9 protein-coding genes are annotated in these 14,641 nt (G+C 71.5%); 1 reads left to right on the top strand and 8 read right to left on the bottom strand.

The window, feature by feature from the left end; translation table 11 throughout:
* Positions 1-47: 47 nt before the first annotated feature.
* The 8 genes from ACWGIS_RS16715 to eccD all read right to left on the bottom strand — a co-directional run bounded on the left by ACWGIS_RS16715 (position 48) and on the right by eccD (position 9,927).
* On the bottom strand, positions 48-425 hold the full coding sequence (locus ACWGIS_RS16715; protein ID WP_453363148.1) for a hypothetical protein: 378 nt from the start codon (positions 423-425) through the stop codon (positions 48-50).
* Between the two features lie 2 nt (positions 426-427).
* Entirely contained in the window at positions 428-883 is a 456-nt protein-coding gene (locus ACWGIS_RS16710; RefSeq protein WP_453363147.1) for a YbaB/EbfC family nucleoid-associated protein, read from the bottom strand.
* A gap of 259 nt (positions 884-1,142) precedes the next feature.
* Positions 1,143-4,826 (bottom strand): AAWKG family protein, encoded by a 3,684-nt coding sequence (locus ACWGIS_RS16705; RefSeq protein WP_453363146.1) that lies wholly within the window; start codon positions 4,824-4,826, stop codon positions 1,143-1,145.
* Positions 4,827-4,948: 122 nt separating this feature from the next.
* On the bottom strand, positions 4,949-5,410 hold the full coding sequence (locus ACWGIS_RS16700; protein WP_453363145.1) for a type VII secretion system-associated protein: 462 nt from the start codon (positions 5,408-5,410) through the stop codon (positions 4,949-4,951).
* 245 nt (positions 5,411-5,655) lie between these two features.
* Entirely contained in the window at positions 5,656-5,964 is a 309-nt protein-coding gene (locus tag ACWGIS_RS16695) for a WXG100 family type VII secretion target (RefSeq protein WP_453363144.1), read from the bottom strand.
* Between the two features lie 85 nt (positions 5,965-6,049).
* On the bottom strand, positions 6,050-6,385 hold the full coding sequence (locus ACWGIS_RS16690; protein WP_453363143.1) for a hypothetical protein: 336 nt from the start codon (positions 6,383-6,385) through the stop codon (positions 6,050-6,052).
* 501 nt (positions 6,386-6,886) lie between these two features.
* Positions 6,887-8,473 carry a type VII secretion protein EccB gene (gene eccB / locus ACWGIS_RS16685; protein WP_453363142.1) on the bottom strand — a complete coding sequence of 529 codons (1,587 nt, stop codon included), beginning with the start codon at positions 8,471-8,473 and terminating at the stop codon, positions 6,887-6,889.
* Between the two features lie 47 nt (positions 8,474-8,520).
* A complete protein-coding gene (gene eccD / locus ACWGIS_RS16680) occupies positions 8,521-9,927 on the bottom strand; it encodes a type VII secretion integral membrane protein EccD (RefSeq protein ID WP_453363141.1) in 1,407 nt (468 codons plus the stop codon).
* A gap of 454 nt (positions 9,928-10,381) precedes the next feature.
* Here eccD and eccCa point away from each other — a divergent pair, with 454 nt between their 5' ends.
* Positions 10,382-14,407: a type VII secretion protein EccCa gene (gene eccCa / locus ACWGIS_RS16675; protein WP_453363140.1), complete on the top strand. Its 4,026-nt coding sequence runs from the start codon at positions 10,382-10,384 to the stop codon at positions 14,405-14,407.
* The last annotated feature ends 234 nt before the right edge of the window (positions 14,408-14,641 follow it).

Raw genomic sequence — 14,641 nt, 5'->3', positions numbered from 1 at the left:
GCGTGGCCGCTCCCGGCGCGGTGCGGGAGCGGCCGACGGCGTTCAGGTCAGCGGCGGCCATGCCCGCCCGGGCCGTCGTTGCCGTCCAGACCGTGGGTGTCGAGCTCCCGGTTGTTCTGCTCGATCGCCTCGATGTTGCCGTCACGGGTGGTCTTCATCAACCGGACCTGGCTGAGGGTGGCGTCGGTGATGCCGACCAGGGCGTCCCGGATGGACATCATGGTGTCCTTGGTGGTCTGCCGCTCCTTCTGCTCCTGCGGCTTGGCCTTCTCGGCGAACTCGCCCTCCGTGCCGGGCCAGCTGACCGTGGGGGCCAGTTCGTCGAGGAACTCCTCCGTCATGCTCCTGGCCAGAGTGCCGATCTCCTCCAGCTGACCTGCCAGCGCCTCGATGCGCTGCGGGTCCACGTAGTACCGCTCCCCCATGGTCAGTCCTCCCCGTCCTCGCCGAGCGCGTCCCGCCAGGCGGGGGTTGCCTCGCCGCCGCGCACCGTGTCCTCGTCGTCCTCGCGCAGGACCTCGGGACCGAAGATCCGCTCCCAGTCCACCTCGAAGCCCTTCAGTTCCGGCACGTTGCTACTGGGCTCGGTGAAGGGCGCCATCGCCTTCATCACGTGCCGGTTCATCTTCACGCGTGCCGCGTTCGCCGCTTCCAGGACGCTGGCCGCCAGCTCCTGGGGGGACATGTCCCGGTACTTGTTCTCCAGGAACTCGATCCCGGTGAGCTCCCCCTGCGGGCCGACCCTGGCGCGGACGGCGCGGTCGGACGAGAGCACCGCGAACGACGCCTGCCGCAGCTCCCGTTCGGTGCGCGCGACCGCCTCCTGGGCGGCCTGGAGTTCGGCCATCGCCTTCTCCAGGCGCTTGTCCAGCGGTTCCGTCACGCCCGCCCCGCCCTTCTGCTTCGGTCCGTGTGCACGACCGCCCACCGGCCGGTGCGTGCGGCCGGAAGCCCGTCCCGTACGGCCCGCCGTACGGACGGCATGCCCGCACGTGCGGTCCCCGCGTCCGGCTGCCGGGCCGACTCCGGTTCCGTGTCCTTCAACTGCCCTGCCGATCTTGCCTGGTGGAGCCCGGCCCGGGGAAGCCGGGGCCGGGTGGGATTCGTCTCCCCGTGCCGGCCGTGCCGGGTCCGTACGCCGGTCACCGGCCGATGACGGCCGGGGTGCCGCCCTCCTCGGTGCCCCACACGTCCTCGTCCTCCTCCAGGTAGTCGGCGGAGCTGGTGGACCTGCGTCCAGGCGCCGCCTCCTCCTCGGTGGAGTCGCCGCCGGTGGTGCTGACCCGGGACGGGGCGAGGAAGGTGTCGTTGTCCTCCTGGCGGTTCCACGGGCTGCGCCGGCGCCGGTTGCGGCGTTCACTCTCCTCGGCCGCGTCGACCAGCACGGCGCGCACCCGCTCGCCGTTGCCCTTCTCACCGCCCGCGCCCATGCCGCCCGTGCCGCCGCCCATCGGCATACCGGGGCTGCCCGGCATGCCCGGGGCACCGGGGGCGCCGGACGCCGGGGAGGAGGCGCCGAGCGAGGCGGCCGTACCGTCCGCGAGAGGGGAGCCGCCGGACGCGCCGAAGGCGTCCGAGGACAGGGAGTCCCCACCGGAGAGGCCGCCGCCGAAGGCTCCGCCGGCCCCGCCCCCGCCGCTGCCGCCGAGACCGAGTTCGGAGAGGGGCACGTCCCGGGAGGTGGTCCCGCCGCCGCTCGTGTTCAGGTCGCCGAGACCGTCGAGGATGTTGAAACCGTCGCGTCCGGACGGCGAGTTGAGGTCGTGCAGGTCCACCCGCTCGGTGTGGCCCCGGGGGTCGGTGACGGTCGCGATGCCCGTGTCGGGGTCGATGACCTGCTTGCTGCCGTCCGGGAAGGTGGTGGTCAGCTGGCCGTTGTCCAGGACGGTGGTGGAACCGTCGGGGTTGGTCACCCTCGCCCCGTGGGTGAGGTCGGTGGTCGTGGTGGTGCCGTCCGCGTCGGTGGTGGTGAGCATCCCGTTGTCCGGGTCGAACGTCGCGGTGCTGCCGTCCGGGAAGGTGGTGGTGAAGTCACCGCTGTCGTCGAGTGCCGTGTGGCCGCCGGTCGGGGTCTCCAGGCCGGACCGGTCGCCGTTGATGTCCCCGAGGTCACCGATGGTCTCGGTCGTCACGTCGGAGCCGAGGTCGCCCAGATCACCGAGATCGCCCAGATCGCCGAGCCCACCGAGGTTGTTCCGGCCGTTGAGGTCGCCCAGGCTGCCCAGGTTCTCGGTGGTGGTTCTGCCGTCCGGGTCGGTGGTGACCGCCTGGCCGGTCGCGGGGTCGACGGTCTGCGTCGTGCCGTCCGGGAACGTGGTCGTCAGCTTGCCGTCGTCACCCAGCGACGTCACCGAGCCGTCCGGGTTGGTCACCTTCAGGCCGTCACCCAGGTCCTGCGTGGTGACCGTGCCGTCCGGCGACGTGGAGGTCAGCACCCCGCTGTCCGGATCGAAGGAGGTGCTGCTGCCGTCGGGGAAGTCGGTGGTGAGGTCACCCGCGTTGTTGAGCTGGGTGTCGGTGCCGGTCGGCCCCTGGAGCACACCGTCGCCGTTGAGGCTGCCGTTCAGGTCGGTAAGGCTGCCCAGGTCCGTCGTGGTGGTGCTGCCGTCCGGGTTCGTGGTGACCGCCTGGCCGGTCGCGGGGTCGACGGTCTGCGTCGTGCCGTCCGGGAACGTGGTCGTCAGCTTCCCGTCGTCACCCAGCGACGTCACCGAGCCGTCCGGGTTCGTCACCTTCAGACCGTCACCCAGGTCCTGCGTGGTGACCGTGCCGTCCGGCGACGTGGAGGTCAGCACCCCGCTGTCCGGGTCGAAGGAGGTGCTGCTGCCGTCCGGGAAGTCGGTGGTGAGCTTGCCGCCGTCGGCCTGGGTCTTCCCGCCGGTCGGGGTGGTGAGGGCGCCGCCCCCGGCGTTCAGTCCGCCGAGGTTGCCGAGGTTCTGGGTGACGGGGCCCAGGTCGGTCTGGCCCTGCCCGTCGCCGTTGATGTCCCCGAAGTCGCCCGGGCTCTCGGTGGTGACCGCGTTGTTCTGGTTCAGCAGGTCGTCGAGGCCGTCGAGGTTCTCGGTGGTGAGCGCGTCGGGGTCGTTGAGCCCTCCGAGGCTCTCCTGCACGGACTTGGCCTGCTCCTCGGCCTCGCGCTTGGCCTCTTCCTGCTCGCGCCGCTGCTCCTCGCGGAGTTCGTCCGCGTACTTCTTGTCCTCGTCGCGCTGCTGGTTCTGCTCGTTGCGCAGCTCCTCGGCCTCGCGCTTGGCCTCTTCCTGCTCCTTGCGCTGCTCCTCGCGGAGTTCGTCCGCGTACTTCTTGTCCTCGTCGCGCTGCTGGTTCTGCTCGTTGCGCAGCTCCTCGGCCTCGCGCTTGGCCTCTTCCTGCTCCTTGCGCTGCTCCTCGCGGAGTTCGTCCTGGTACTTCTTGTCCTCCTCGCGCTGCCGCTGCTGTTCGGCGCGCAGTTCCTCCTGGTACTTCTTGTCCTCCTCGCGCTGCCGCTGTTGTTCGGCGCGCAGCTCGTCCTGGTACTTCTTGTTCTCCTCGTTCTGCTTCTTGATCTCCTCCTTCTCCTTCTCCCGCTGCTTCTTCTCGTAGGCGTCCGAGGCCGTGCCGGTCGACTTCGGCTTGGGCACGTTGTCCGCGAAGTCCTCGCCGAGTTCGAGGAAGCGGTTGTTGAGGTCGGACTGCACCGTGGCCGCGGGTTTGCCCAGGTACTCGGCGACGCCCTGGCTCCAGACCTTGACCGCCTTGTCGCCGACCTTCGCCCAGTTGGCGATGTCGGTCAGGTCGCCGTACTCGGGGTGCACCTGCGCGAAGCCGCCCTGCGGGCTGTGCCGGACGGTGGTGGTGTAGCGGTTGCTGGTCGACGTGATCTTCGTCTTGGAGACGTTGTTGGCGTCGACCCACTGGGCCAGTTCGTCCAGGACGTAGCGCAGCACCTGATGCGGGTCGTAGTAGGGGGACTTGGCCCACGCGAGCCAGGCGTCCAGCAGCTTGCCGGCGGCGTCCTCCAGGTACTTGCGGCCGAGGGACAGGGCGCGCGAGTACACCGTGTTGCCGGTTCCGGTCTCGTCGCCGGTGCCGGCCTTGGAGTCGAAGGTCTCGATGTAGGCGTCGTAGTTCTCGCGGATCTTCGTCAGCAGGCTGCGGAAGACCTCCGCGGCCTCGCCCTTCCAGCTCGCGTCGTCCTTGCCGAAGCGGTCCTCCCAGTCCTTGAGGACGATCGCGTGGTCCCGGAAGAACTTGGCGGCGTAGTCGAAGGACTCACCCGTCCTGTTGAAGGAGTTCAGGTCCACCGCGTCGCTGCCGCCGACGCCCAGGTTGCTGAACCGGGCGTTCTGCGTGCCGCCCCTCAGCAGTTCGAGAAGCGCCGTCCGCGGCCCGTTCATGTACCGGGCCAGCGGGATGGTCGACATCTTGTCCTTGTTGTAGTCCGTGAACTCGTTGCCCTCACGGACTTGGGCGTCGTTGACGTTGTCGGCACCCGGACTGGCGAAGATGATCTCCTCGCCGGCCTTCACGCGGCCCTCGAACACGATCCGGGCCTGCATGATCTTGCTCTTCTTGCCGCCGTCGAAGAAGAAGATGTCGTAGTCCTCGCCGGTGTTGGTCAGGAACCCGGAGTCCTTGACCATCAGGCTGAGGCTGCGCTCCTTGATGTCCATCCGGAAGAGCTTGCCGCCGTGGTCGGAGCGGAGCGTGTCGAAGATGGTGTTGCGGTCCGGCACGGGATAGCCGGTGATGTGGGTGACCAGGGTGGCCCAGGTGTCACTCGACGGGTCGCCGGCGTTGTCGAACTTGTCGAGGTTGGTGCCGGAGTTGGGGTCGTAGCGATCGGCCACCGGGCGCCCTTTCTGGTCGGTTGTCGTCCGTGCCCGCGCACCGTGTCCTCGTACGGTCGCGCGGGCGTGTGTCTGTGAGGGGGCGCGCCGGTCGGCCGTGGCCACCGCCGGCACGTGCGGGGTCAGTCCTCTTCTTCCGCACTGCCGGCGGTGAGGGTGTCGACTTCCTCGAAGGTCTGCAGCAGCGTCTGCGCGTCGATCGCCCCGAGGTTCTTGTCCTTGGTCTTGTTGGCTTCCTCGATGGTGTCCGTGAGCGCTTCCTTCAGCTCCTTGAACAGCTCCATCTGGTCGCCGAGCAGCTTGTCGACGGCCTCGGCAGCCGTGCGGACGCCCTCGATCAGCTTGGGTCCCGAGACCAGCGGGTCGGTGACCATCTTGCCGATGCGCAGGAGCTGCTTGTTCTGGTCGAGGTTGTCCGGGGTGGTGTGTCCGTCGACGAGGTGGCCGAGGGGGCGGATGCTGGCGCCGTCGCCCTCCTCCCGGTGCTTCTTCGCGGCGGTGTGGACCGGCTGTACCTCGTTGTCCCGGAAGTTCTCCATCTGCTTGAGGTCGAAGTGCTTGACGTCGGCCTTTTCACCGGCCATTGGGACGATCTCCTGCTGCTAGGTGCCGGACGGGAGTACGGGACGGGGCGGCCCTGACGGGCGGACCGGGCGGTGCCGCGGCCGGTATCGCGGCCCTCGGCCGCGGCGGGCCGTACGGGGCCCGCCCCGGACCGCCCGCATGACGCCGCCATGCGGACGGTCCGGCGTTCCCCGTCGCCCGCGCGCGACGCCGGGCCCGGTCTCAGGACGGAGTGGCTACCGCGGGCGGACCGGCGGCCGATGGCTCAACGGGCGCGTACGTTGCCCCAGTTGTCGGCGCTCCTGCGCTCGTCGCGGGAGTGGTTGTCGTGGATGGTGCGGATCAGCTCGCCGTTGTCGCCGAGGAGCCGCGCCATGTTCTTGGTGGCGTTGTCCCACTCCGCCTGGACGACGCGGTACTGCTCCTGGTCCGCGCCCTCCCAGGTGCTGACGAGCGGCTTGAGCTCGTCCTCCAGGGTGTTGAGGGTGTTGATGATGACCTGGGTCTGGTCCATCAGTTCCTCGATGGCCTGCTGGACCTTGGGGTACTGCACGTCAATGATGCCGTCGGCCATGACGTCTCCTCTCGAAGGCCGGGCGCGGGGCCCGGGAAGCTCACGAAGTCCGGCCGCACCGAAGGGGGCCGGTACCGCGGGTGGTTCAGCTCAGTGCTTCGAAGACGCCCTGGCTGGTCTTGCTGTTGAGAACCTCGGTCAGGTCCTGGTTCTCCTTCGCCAGGCGGTTGGCGGAGGTCACGTTCTCCTGGAGCGCGTCGATCATCGTGCTGATCTGGACGACGACCTTCTGCGCCTCGGCGTTCCAGCTGCGGAAGAGCTTCAGCAGGGCCTGGCCCTCGTCGCCGCCGACGCCGGAACGCGCGGCGATCTCAGCGACGTTGTTCTGCGTTTTCTCGACCTGGTCGCGGGCCGTCTCCAGGGAGGAGACGCCCCCCAAGCCCTTGGCATAGTCCGCTTTCCTCGCGGCGCTGTCCGCCATGTCACGCTCCCTTCGTTCAGGCGCGCCTCAACGCACCGTTGCCTGCTGAGGCTAAAGAGAAAACAGGGTTCCGCGCAATGCGTGCAGGAAGGATGTGAGCAAGAGCCGGTCCGCCGGAATTCGCCCGCATGGCAACGGAGTTGTGCGTACGTTGCAGCGGGATGAACAGGCGGGCCCGGTCGCCGGGAGAAGCCGGGCGCGGACTGCCTGTGACGACTCGCGAAGCGGGCAGAAAGCGGGCACGCGAAGGGGCCGAACGGTCACGCAGAGGGCCGACGCGGCTTTGTGCGCGCAGCCGCGGGAATCCAGGAAGGCACTCCGTCCGAACAATTTGAGGTTGTTCTGAGCTTTCTCCGCGGTGACCGGCGTGATGACACACGACGGCACTGGCGAATTCACGCCATAGGGCGCCGATTTCGGCCTGACTCTTTCCCTGGCTCTCCTTCGCCCGTTCCTTTCCGGTGACCCGTATGCGTTTCTTGCCGGCATCGGTGCGCGCTGTCAGTTCGCGGAACCGGTGTCCGCCGCGGCCGCGTCGCCCGGCTTGTCCGGCTCCTCACCGCTCCCCGCCTTCCGCGAGCGGCCGGCGCCGCACTCCGGAGCCGTGACCCTGGGCTCCGTGGCGCCGGAGGCGGCGGCCGGGTCGAGGTCCGCGCCGGTGGGGAAGGCGGCGAGCAGCGGTGCCGGGACCGAGCCGATGTCCGAGGGCTCGTACCCGAGGGCCGCCAGCGACTCCTTGGCGGACACCCGGTACTTCACGCCGTTCTCCGCCACCAGGTAGGTGGTGGCGCCGTGTGCCGCGCCGCTCGCGTGCAGCGCCCGCACGAGGGCGCCGTGCCCGGGCCGTACGACCGTCGCGTCCGTCGGGACGCAGGCCGGTTCGAGCGGCTGCGAGGTGCCCTGGGACACCGCGACGGGGGCGAGCCGGGTCAGCGGGACCAGTACCGACCTGATCCGTACGCCGCCGTTGTCGCCGTCCACCTGTGCGCAGAGCGCCGTGCCCCGCTCCGTGGACTGCGGGAGGGGCGGCGCGTCCGGCAGTTCCGCGGAAGCGGCGTCACCGGCGTCCTTCGCCGCGTGCTCGCGCAGCGCGTCCGCACCGAGCGTACGCACCTGCGGCGACTGCCCCTCGTAGGCGTCCTTCTGGGTGGCCGGGTCGCCCAGGACGAGGGCGGCGCCGAGCCGGGTCAGCGGCACCAGGCCGTCCTTGCGCAGCAGGTGGTAGGTGCTGTCGCCGCCGGGCACGCTGATCTTGAACAGCTGGCCGGTCTTGCTGGCCTCGCCCCCGAGGACGGGGCCCTCCTCGCCGCGCCCGGGGACGACCGGCGGCTTCAGGACGGGGCCGGGGGCCAGCGCGTCGAGGAACGCGGCGGAGACCGGCATCGGCTTCCGGGAGCCGTAGCCGAGGGCGTTGCGGGCGTCGGAGTCACGGTCCAGCGGCAGCCGGCTCCCGCGCCACACCAGGTACTCCGCGCCGTCCGGCCCGCTCACGAGCACACCGCGGTCGCGGCCGATGGCGCGGGAGTCCAGGGACGTACCGGCCGCCACGGTCGTCGCGCCCGGCTTGCCCACCCCGCCGGTCGTCACGGCGCCGGAGGTGTCGGGCAGCGCCCCGTCCGGCCCGGTGACGCACATGTGCCAGGCCCCGTCGTCGAGTTGCCCGGGAGCGGGCACGACGTCCGGGGCGCCGGGGATGCCCACCGGGGCGCCCACCGGGACGCCCCGCAGCGAGGGGGTGCGTACGTCGGCGGTCGCCAGGTCGGAGCCGCCGATCAGCTTCGCCGAGGCGTAGTTGCGCACCGGGTGCAGTACGCCGTCGGTGCCCGTCCACAGGTACCGGGCGCCGGTGTCACGGTTGACCACCAGGTGCTCGCCGTCACGCCAGCCGTCGTTCCCGCCGGGGCGCAGCAGGCCGTAGACGGTGGCGCCCGCGCCGATCAGGACGGTGGCCAGGACCCCGAAGACCACACCGCGGGTGGTGCGCCCGAGCGGGCTCTCCGGGGCGTCCGGGTCGGCCATGAGCAGGCTCGAACTGAGTCTGCCCATCATGAACGTGTGGGCGTGTACCTGGTCTCTCTTGGACTGCACGGCCTCTCCTCAACTCCTTGTCGTGCCGCGGCGTACGGAGGGTGCGCTCAGCCGAACAGGCCGCGCAGCCAGCCGAAGAGCCCGGCCGCCCACAGCGCGACCGGCAGCAGCGCCACCGCCAGTCCGGTGTGGGCCAGTTCGGCCGCGCGGCCCCAGTACGGCAGCATCCGGCGGCCGGGCACCGTCCAGGCGGCGATCACGAGCGCGGCCGCGGCGGCGAGCAGCACCGCGAAGACCACCGCGCGTCCGTCGCCGTCGTGGTCCGCGGCCCAGGCGCGGGCGAGCAGCAGCAGCCCCCAGACGCCGGGCACGGCGAGGGTGAGCCGCTGCCCGATGTGCACGAGCCCGCGGGAGTGCAGGAGCAGCAGCAGGCTCAGTCCGAGCGCGGTCAGCACCTCGGGGAGGTTCGGCCGGTCGGTGAGGACGACCAGGGCGGCCGCGGCGATGACGCCGGTGGCGGCGAAGAGCGCGGTGACCCAGCGCCCGGCCAGTTCGGTGCGCTCGGCGACCTCGTCGCCCGCGTAGGGCTCGATGCCCTCCTGGAGCTGGGCGGCGGAGGACGGCAGGGAGGGCAGCCGCATGCCGGCCAGCTTGAAGGCGAAGGGTGCCACCGCTCCGGCGGCGAGCGCGACCACGGTCGCCACCAGGGCCGCCGAGGCCGGCACGCCGAGGCCGGAGTAGCCGATCAGGGCGCCGGCGACCGCGGTCGCCACCGAGACGACCGCGGTGGCGAAGAGGGCCGGGGCGCCGACGGCCGTGGCGGCGAGGGCGAGGACCGCGCCGCCCGCGCCGGCCGCACCCGCGGCGAGCAGCCGTGCGCCCGCGACCTGGGCGGCGTCCGGTCCGGTCAGGTCGCCGCCGGGCAGCAGCCAGCCGGCGAGGGCCAGGCAGGGCGCGACCAGCAGGGCGAGCGCGGTGGCGGACAGGCGGTCGCCGACCGCGCGGCTGGCCGAACCGGCGCCCGCTAGCAGCAGCAGCCCGGTGACGGCCGCGAAGGCGACCTGGAGGCGGCCGGAGCCGGTCGCACCGGGCCAGAGCACCAGGGCGAGCGCGGCGGCGACGGTGGCCGCCGCCGTGCCGACCAGGAGTCCGCGGGCCGCTCCGGGATGCCAGGTGTGCAGCTTGCGGCCCGCGGTGTCGGCTATCCCGTCGACCAGGTCGTCGAGCCGCGCCTCGGGCAGCGCCTCGGTGTGCGGGCGCAGGTAGAGCACGGCGCCGTCGGCGAGCCCGGCGCGGGCGAGGGTGGTCTCCTCGTCGAGCGGGGCGTCGCCGAGCTGCTGGAGCACCCAGCCTGCGTGGTCGAGGCCCGCCTCCTCGGCTTCCTCGCCGACGTAGCGCAGCAGCGTCGGGAGGAGATCGGCGACCGGCACGTCGGCGGGTACGGCCAGATCGACGGAGACGCTCGGCGCACGTACGGTCAGGCGGCACAGTTCGGCCACAGCGCTGTCGGTCATCAGCTGAACTCTCGTCTTCCGTGGGGGCTTTGGCACGAGGACTTCCCCGCGAGGGGCACCTGCGAAGAGTACGGAAGCCCGGCGCGGCGGCGAACGGGGGGTATGAAACAGGAGAGTTGTGTCCGCGCCGTCGGCGACCGTCTCTCCCGCATGGACAGGTCGCGTTCCGTGAATGCAGACTACTGCCTGCGCCCGCCGGATCGTGCTGCGGACCGGACTCGATGTCCGGTATGGAGTTGTCCTTCACGGGAGTTGACCGTCGCCGCCATCCGCTCGAAACATTCACCCCGGCGTTCACCGCATGACGCGCGGTCCGGAGAATGAGCCCGGTACGGTCTTTCCCGCTGCCGGGTGCGCCGGTATTCGGCGCGGGCCGGAAAGCCAGTGAAACCGGAGGTTTCGTTCCTTGAGTGTGGTGCTGTTTCGCCGGCCGGCCCGTAGACGCGGACCGGAGATGCCCGAGGGCCAATTGACCCTGCAGGAGCCACCGGTCCTCGCCGAGACGGTGCCCGACACCTCGGCGATATGGACCTATTTGCCGATGGCGCTCATGTCGGTGTCGATGATGCTGATGTTCCTGCGCCCCGGCGGCGGGAACGGCGTCTTCATGTATCTGGCGATGGGCGTCATGGCGCTCTCCGCCGGTGCGATGCTGCTGGGGCAGCTGATGCGCCGCTCCAGCGAGCGCAAGCAGCGACTGAAGGGCGAGCGCCGCGACTACCTCCGCTACCTGGCGCAGACCCGCAAGCGGGTCCGGTCCACCATCGTGGAGCAGCAGCGGGCGCTCGCCTGGCGCCACCCGGACCCCGCCTCGCTCCGCTCCCTGGCCCGCACCTCGCGGCTGTGGGAGCGCCGCCCGGCCGACGAGGACTTCGGCGAGGCCCGGCTCGCGGTCGGGGAGCAGCAGCTCGCGCTCACCCTTCAGCCGGTCTCCACCCGCCCGGTCGAGGACCTCGAACCGCTGTGCGCGCACGCCCTGCGCCGTTTCATCCGCGCCTACTCCACCGTCCCCGACCAGCCGCTCGGCCTGTACCTGCGTTCTTCGGCGCGGATCCTGCTGCGTCCTGAGGACACCGCCGCGCGGGCGCCGGCCGCACCGGGCGTCACACCGAACGGGGAGCCGGACGGAACCCGGACCCCGGGCGGCGCCCCGGCCCAGGACCCGACCGACGCCGTGCGTTCCCTGGTGCGCGCCGCGCTCGCCCAGCTCGCGGTGTTCCACGCGCCCGAGGAGCTGTGGCTCGCGATCTGCGTCAGCGACGAGCGCCGGCCCGACTGGGAATGGGTCAAGTGGCTGCCGCACGCGCTGCATCCACAGGAGGAGGACGGCGCGGGCCAGGTCCGGCGGATCACCGCCGACCTCACCGAGCTGGACGACCTGCTGGGCGCCGAGTTCGCCGAGCGTCCGGGCTTCGACCCGGACGGCCGTCCCGGCCGCGACGAGCCCTTCACCGTCGTCGTCCTGGACGGCGTCACCGTCCCCGAGGGCCATCGCTGGGAGGGGCACGGCTACCGCAACGCGGTCGTCCTCGACGTGTCCGGCGCGCTGCGCTGGCGGCCCGGACGCAACACGCTGCGGCTGACCGTCGGTCCCGAGCGGGTGAGCCTGGTGCGCACCGACCGCAGCCGCAAGGAGCGCTCCGTGCCGCTCGGCCGCCCGGACCGGCTCGGCCCGCTCGGTGCCGAGTCACTGGCCCGGCTGCTCACCTCGCGCCGGATCAGCCTGGGCACCGACATCGCCCAGCCGCTGGACGCCGACGTCGAACTGACCACGCTGCTCGGCATTCCCGACCTGCACCGGCACGATCCGGCCACGCTCTTCGCACGGCACACCGGCGCCGGGCGGCTGCGGGTCCCGGTGGCGGTCGGTGTGGACGGCCGCCCGGTGGAACTCGACATCAAGGAGTCCGCGCAGGGCGGCATGGGCCCGCACGGCATGCTCATCGGCGCCACCGGCTCCGGCAAGAGCGAGCTGCTGCGCACGCTCGTGCTCGGTCTCGCGCTGACCAACTCCTCCGAGACCCTGAACTTCGTCCTGGTCGACTTCAAGGGCGGCGCCACCTTCCTGGGCCTGGAGGAACTTCCGCACACGTCCGCCGTCATCACCAACCTCGCCGACGAGGTCGCGCTGGTGGAGCGCATGCAGGACGCCCTGCACGGTGAACTCATGCGCCGCCAGGAGCTGTTGCGCGCGGCGGGCAACTACACCTCCGCCCTGGAGTACGAACGCGCCCGTGCCGCGGGCGCCGACCTGACCCCGCTGCCCAGCCTCTTCGTGGTCGTCGACGAGTTCAGCGAACTCCTGTCCACACACCGGGAGTTCATGGACCTCTTCGTGATGATCGGCCGCCTCGGCCGCTCCCTCGGGGTGCACCTGCTGCTCGCCTCGCAGCGCCTGGACGAGGGCCGTATGCACCAGCTGGAGAGCCACCTCTCGTACCGCATCGGCCTGCGCACCTTCTCCGCCATGGAGAGCCGGGGCGTGCTCGGCGTGCCGGACGCCTACGAGCTCCCGGCGCAGCCCGGCAGCGGCTACCTGAAGTCGGGCGTGGAGTCGCTGACCCGGTTCCGTGCCGCGTACTCGTCCGGCACCTACCGCCGCCGTACCGGCGCGGTGGTGCAGGCGCGGGTGGCCAGTCAGGTGGTGCCGTGGACCAGCGGCTGGGTCGTGCCGCGCACGCTGGAGGCGGCCCCCGAGCCGGAACCGGAGAGCGAGGAGGACGAGGAGACGCTGCTGGCCGTCGCCCTGGACCGGCTGCGCGACTCGGGTCCCGCCGCCCATCAGGTGTGGCTGCCGCCGCTGGACGAGCCGTCGCCGCTGGACGCGCTGCTGCCCGGGGGCCTCACCGTCGACCCCGAGCGCGGCCTGACCGCCGCGGGCTGGGGCGGCACCGGGAAGCTGCGCGTACCGGTGGGCCTGGTGGACAAGCCGTTCGAGCAGCGCCGCGACCCGCTGGTGGTGGACCTGTCCGGGGCCGGCGGTCACGTCGCCATCGCGGGCGGCTCGCAGAGCGGCAAGTCCACGCTCGCCCGCACCCTCATCGGCGCCCTCGCCCTCACCCACACACCGGCCGAAATACAGTTCTACTGCCTCGACTTCGGCGGCGGCGGTCTCTCGCAGCTCGCCGCGCTGCCGCACGTCGGCGGGGTCGCGGCGCGGCTCAATCCGGAGCGGGTGCACCGCGCCGTCGCCGAGGTCATGACGCTGCTCGCCCGGCGCGAGCAGTTCTTCGTGGACCACACGATCGACTCGATGCAGTCCTACCGCCGCCGCCGGGCCGCCGGGGAGTTCCCCGACGAGCCGTTCGGCGACGTGTTCATGGTGGTCGACGGCTGGTCCACGGTCCGCCAGGACTACGACGACCTGATACCGAAGTTCAACGAACTCGCGGCGCGCGGCCTCAACTACGGCATCCACCTGCTCATCACCACCACCCGCTGGGTGGAGCTGTCGGCGCAGGTCCGCGACCAGTCGGCCACCCGCCTCGAACTGCGGATGGGTGACCCGATGGACTCCGAGATCGACACCCGCAAGGCCCGTTCGGTGCCCCGCAGCGGCGGTCGCGGCATCACGTCCGACACCAAGATGCACTTCCTCGCCGGTCTGCCGAGGCTGGACGGCAGCGGTTCCCTCGACGACCTCGGCGAAGGGGTCACCCACCTGGTCGCGGAGATCGCCCGGCACTGGCCCGGCGCGCCGGCCCCGCAGGTCCGGATGCTGCCGCACCGGCTGCCGGCCGCCGAACTCCCCGCGCCCGAGTCCACCGAGGGCGGCGGCATGCGCCTGGCCCTGGGCATCGACCAGGACGCCCTGGAACCGGTCTGGCACGACTTCAGCCGCACCCCGCACCTGATCGTGGTCGGCGACACGGAGAGCGGCAAGACCAACCTGCTGCGCAACATCACCGCGGGCATCACCTCGCGCTACTCCCCCGCCGAGGCGAAGATCATCGTGGTGGACTACCGCCGCACCCTGGTGGACACCGTGCCCGAGGAGTACCGCATCGGGCACGTGATCTCCCTGGACAACCTCAAGGAGACCATCGAGGGCGCGGCCCGGGCCATGAAGACGCGTGTCCCGGGCGCCGACATCGCGCCCAGCCGCATGCGCACGTGCGACTGGTGGACGGGACCCCGGCTGTTCATCCTCGTCGACGACTACGACATGGTCTCCGGCAGCTCGTTCCAGAGCCCCATGGAGCCGCTGTTCGAGTACCTGACGCTCGGCTTCGAGATGGGTCTGCACCTGGTCGTCGCCCGCAGCGCCATGGGTGCGGGGCGCGGCCTCAGCGACGGCCTGATCCGCCGCCTCGACGAGGCCAACAACCCGGCCGTGCTGCTCTCCTGCCCGCCGACGGAGGGCCGCCTGTTCGGCAACGCGAAGCCCAGGAACCTTCCCCCGGGCCGCGCCCTGCACATCGCGCGCCGCCGCGCGAGGCTGATGCAGACGGCACTGGTACCGGAGTCCGCCACCGACTGACGGGCCCCGGGCACGACGGAAGCGGGGGCCGCCCGGGACGGCCCCCGCTTCCGTTGGCGTACGACTCGCGATTCCGTTCGTGTACGCCTCGCGAGGACCGGCCCGTGAACGCCTCAGCCGTACCAGGGCGCCGCAAGGGACGTCGGGCTCTCGCTGCGGTGCCTGTGTCTCAGCCGCTCATGCCAGTTGGTGGGCAGAGCAACGGTGAGAATCCGCAGGCACCTTGAGCGGCTG

The sequence above is a fragment of the Streptomyces sp. NPDC054842 genome, assembly GCF_053611025.1.
This window is presented reverse-complemented; position numbering and strand designations above follow the sequence as displayed.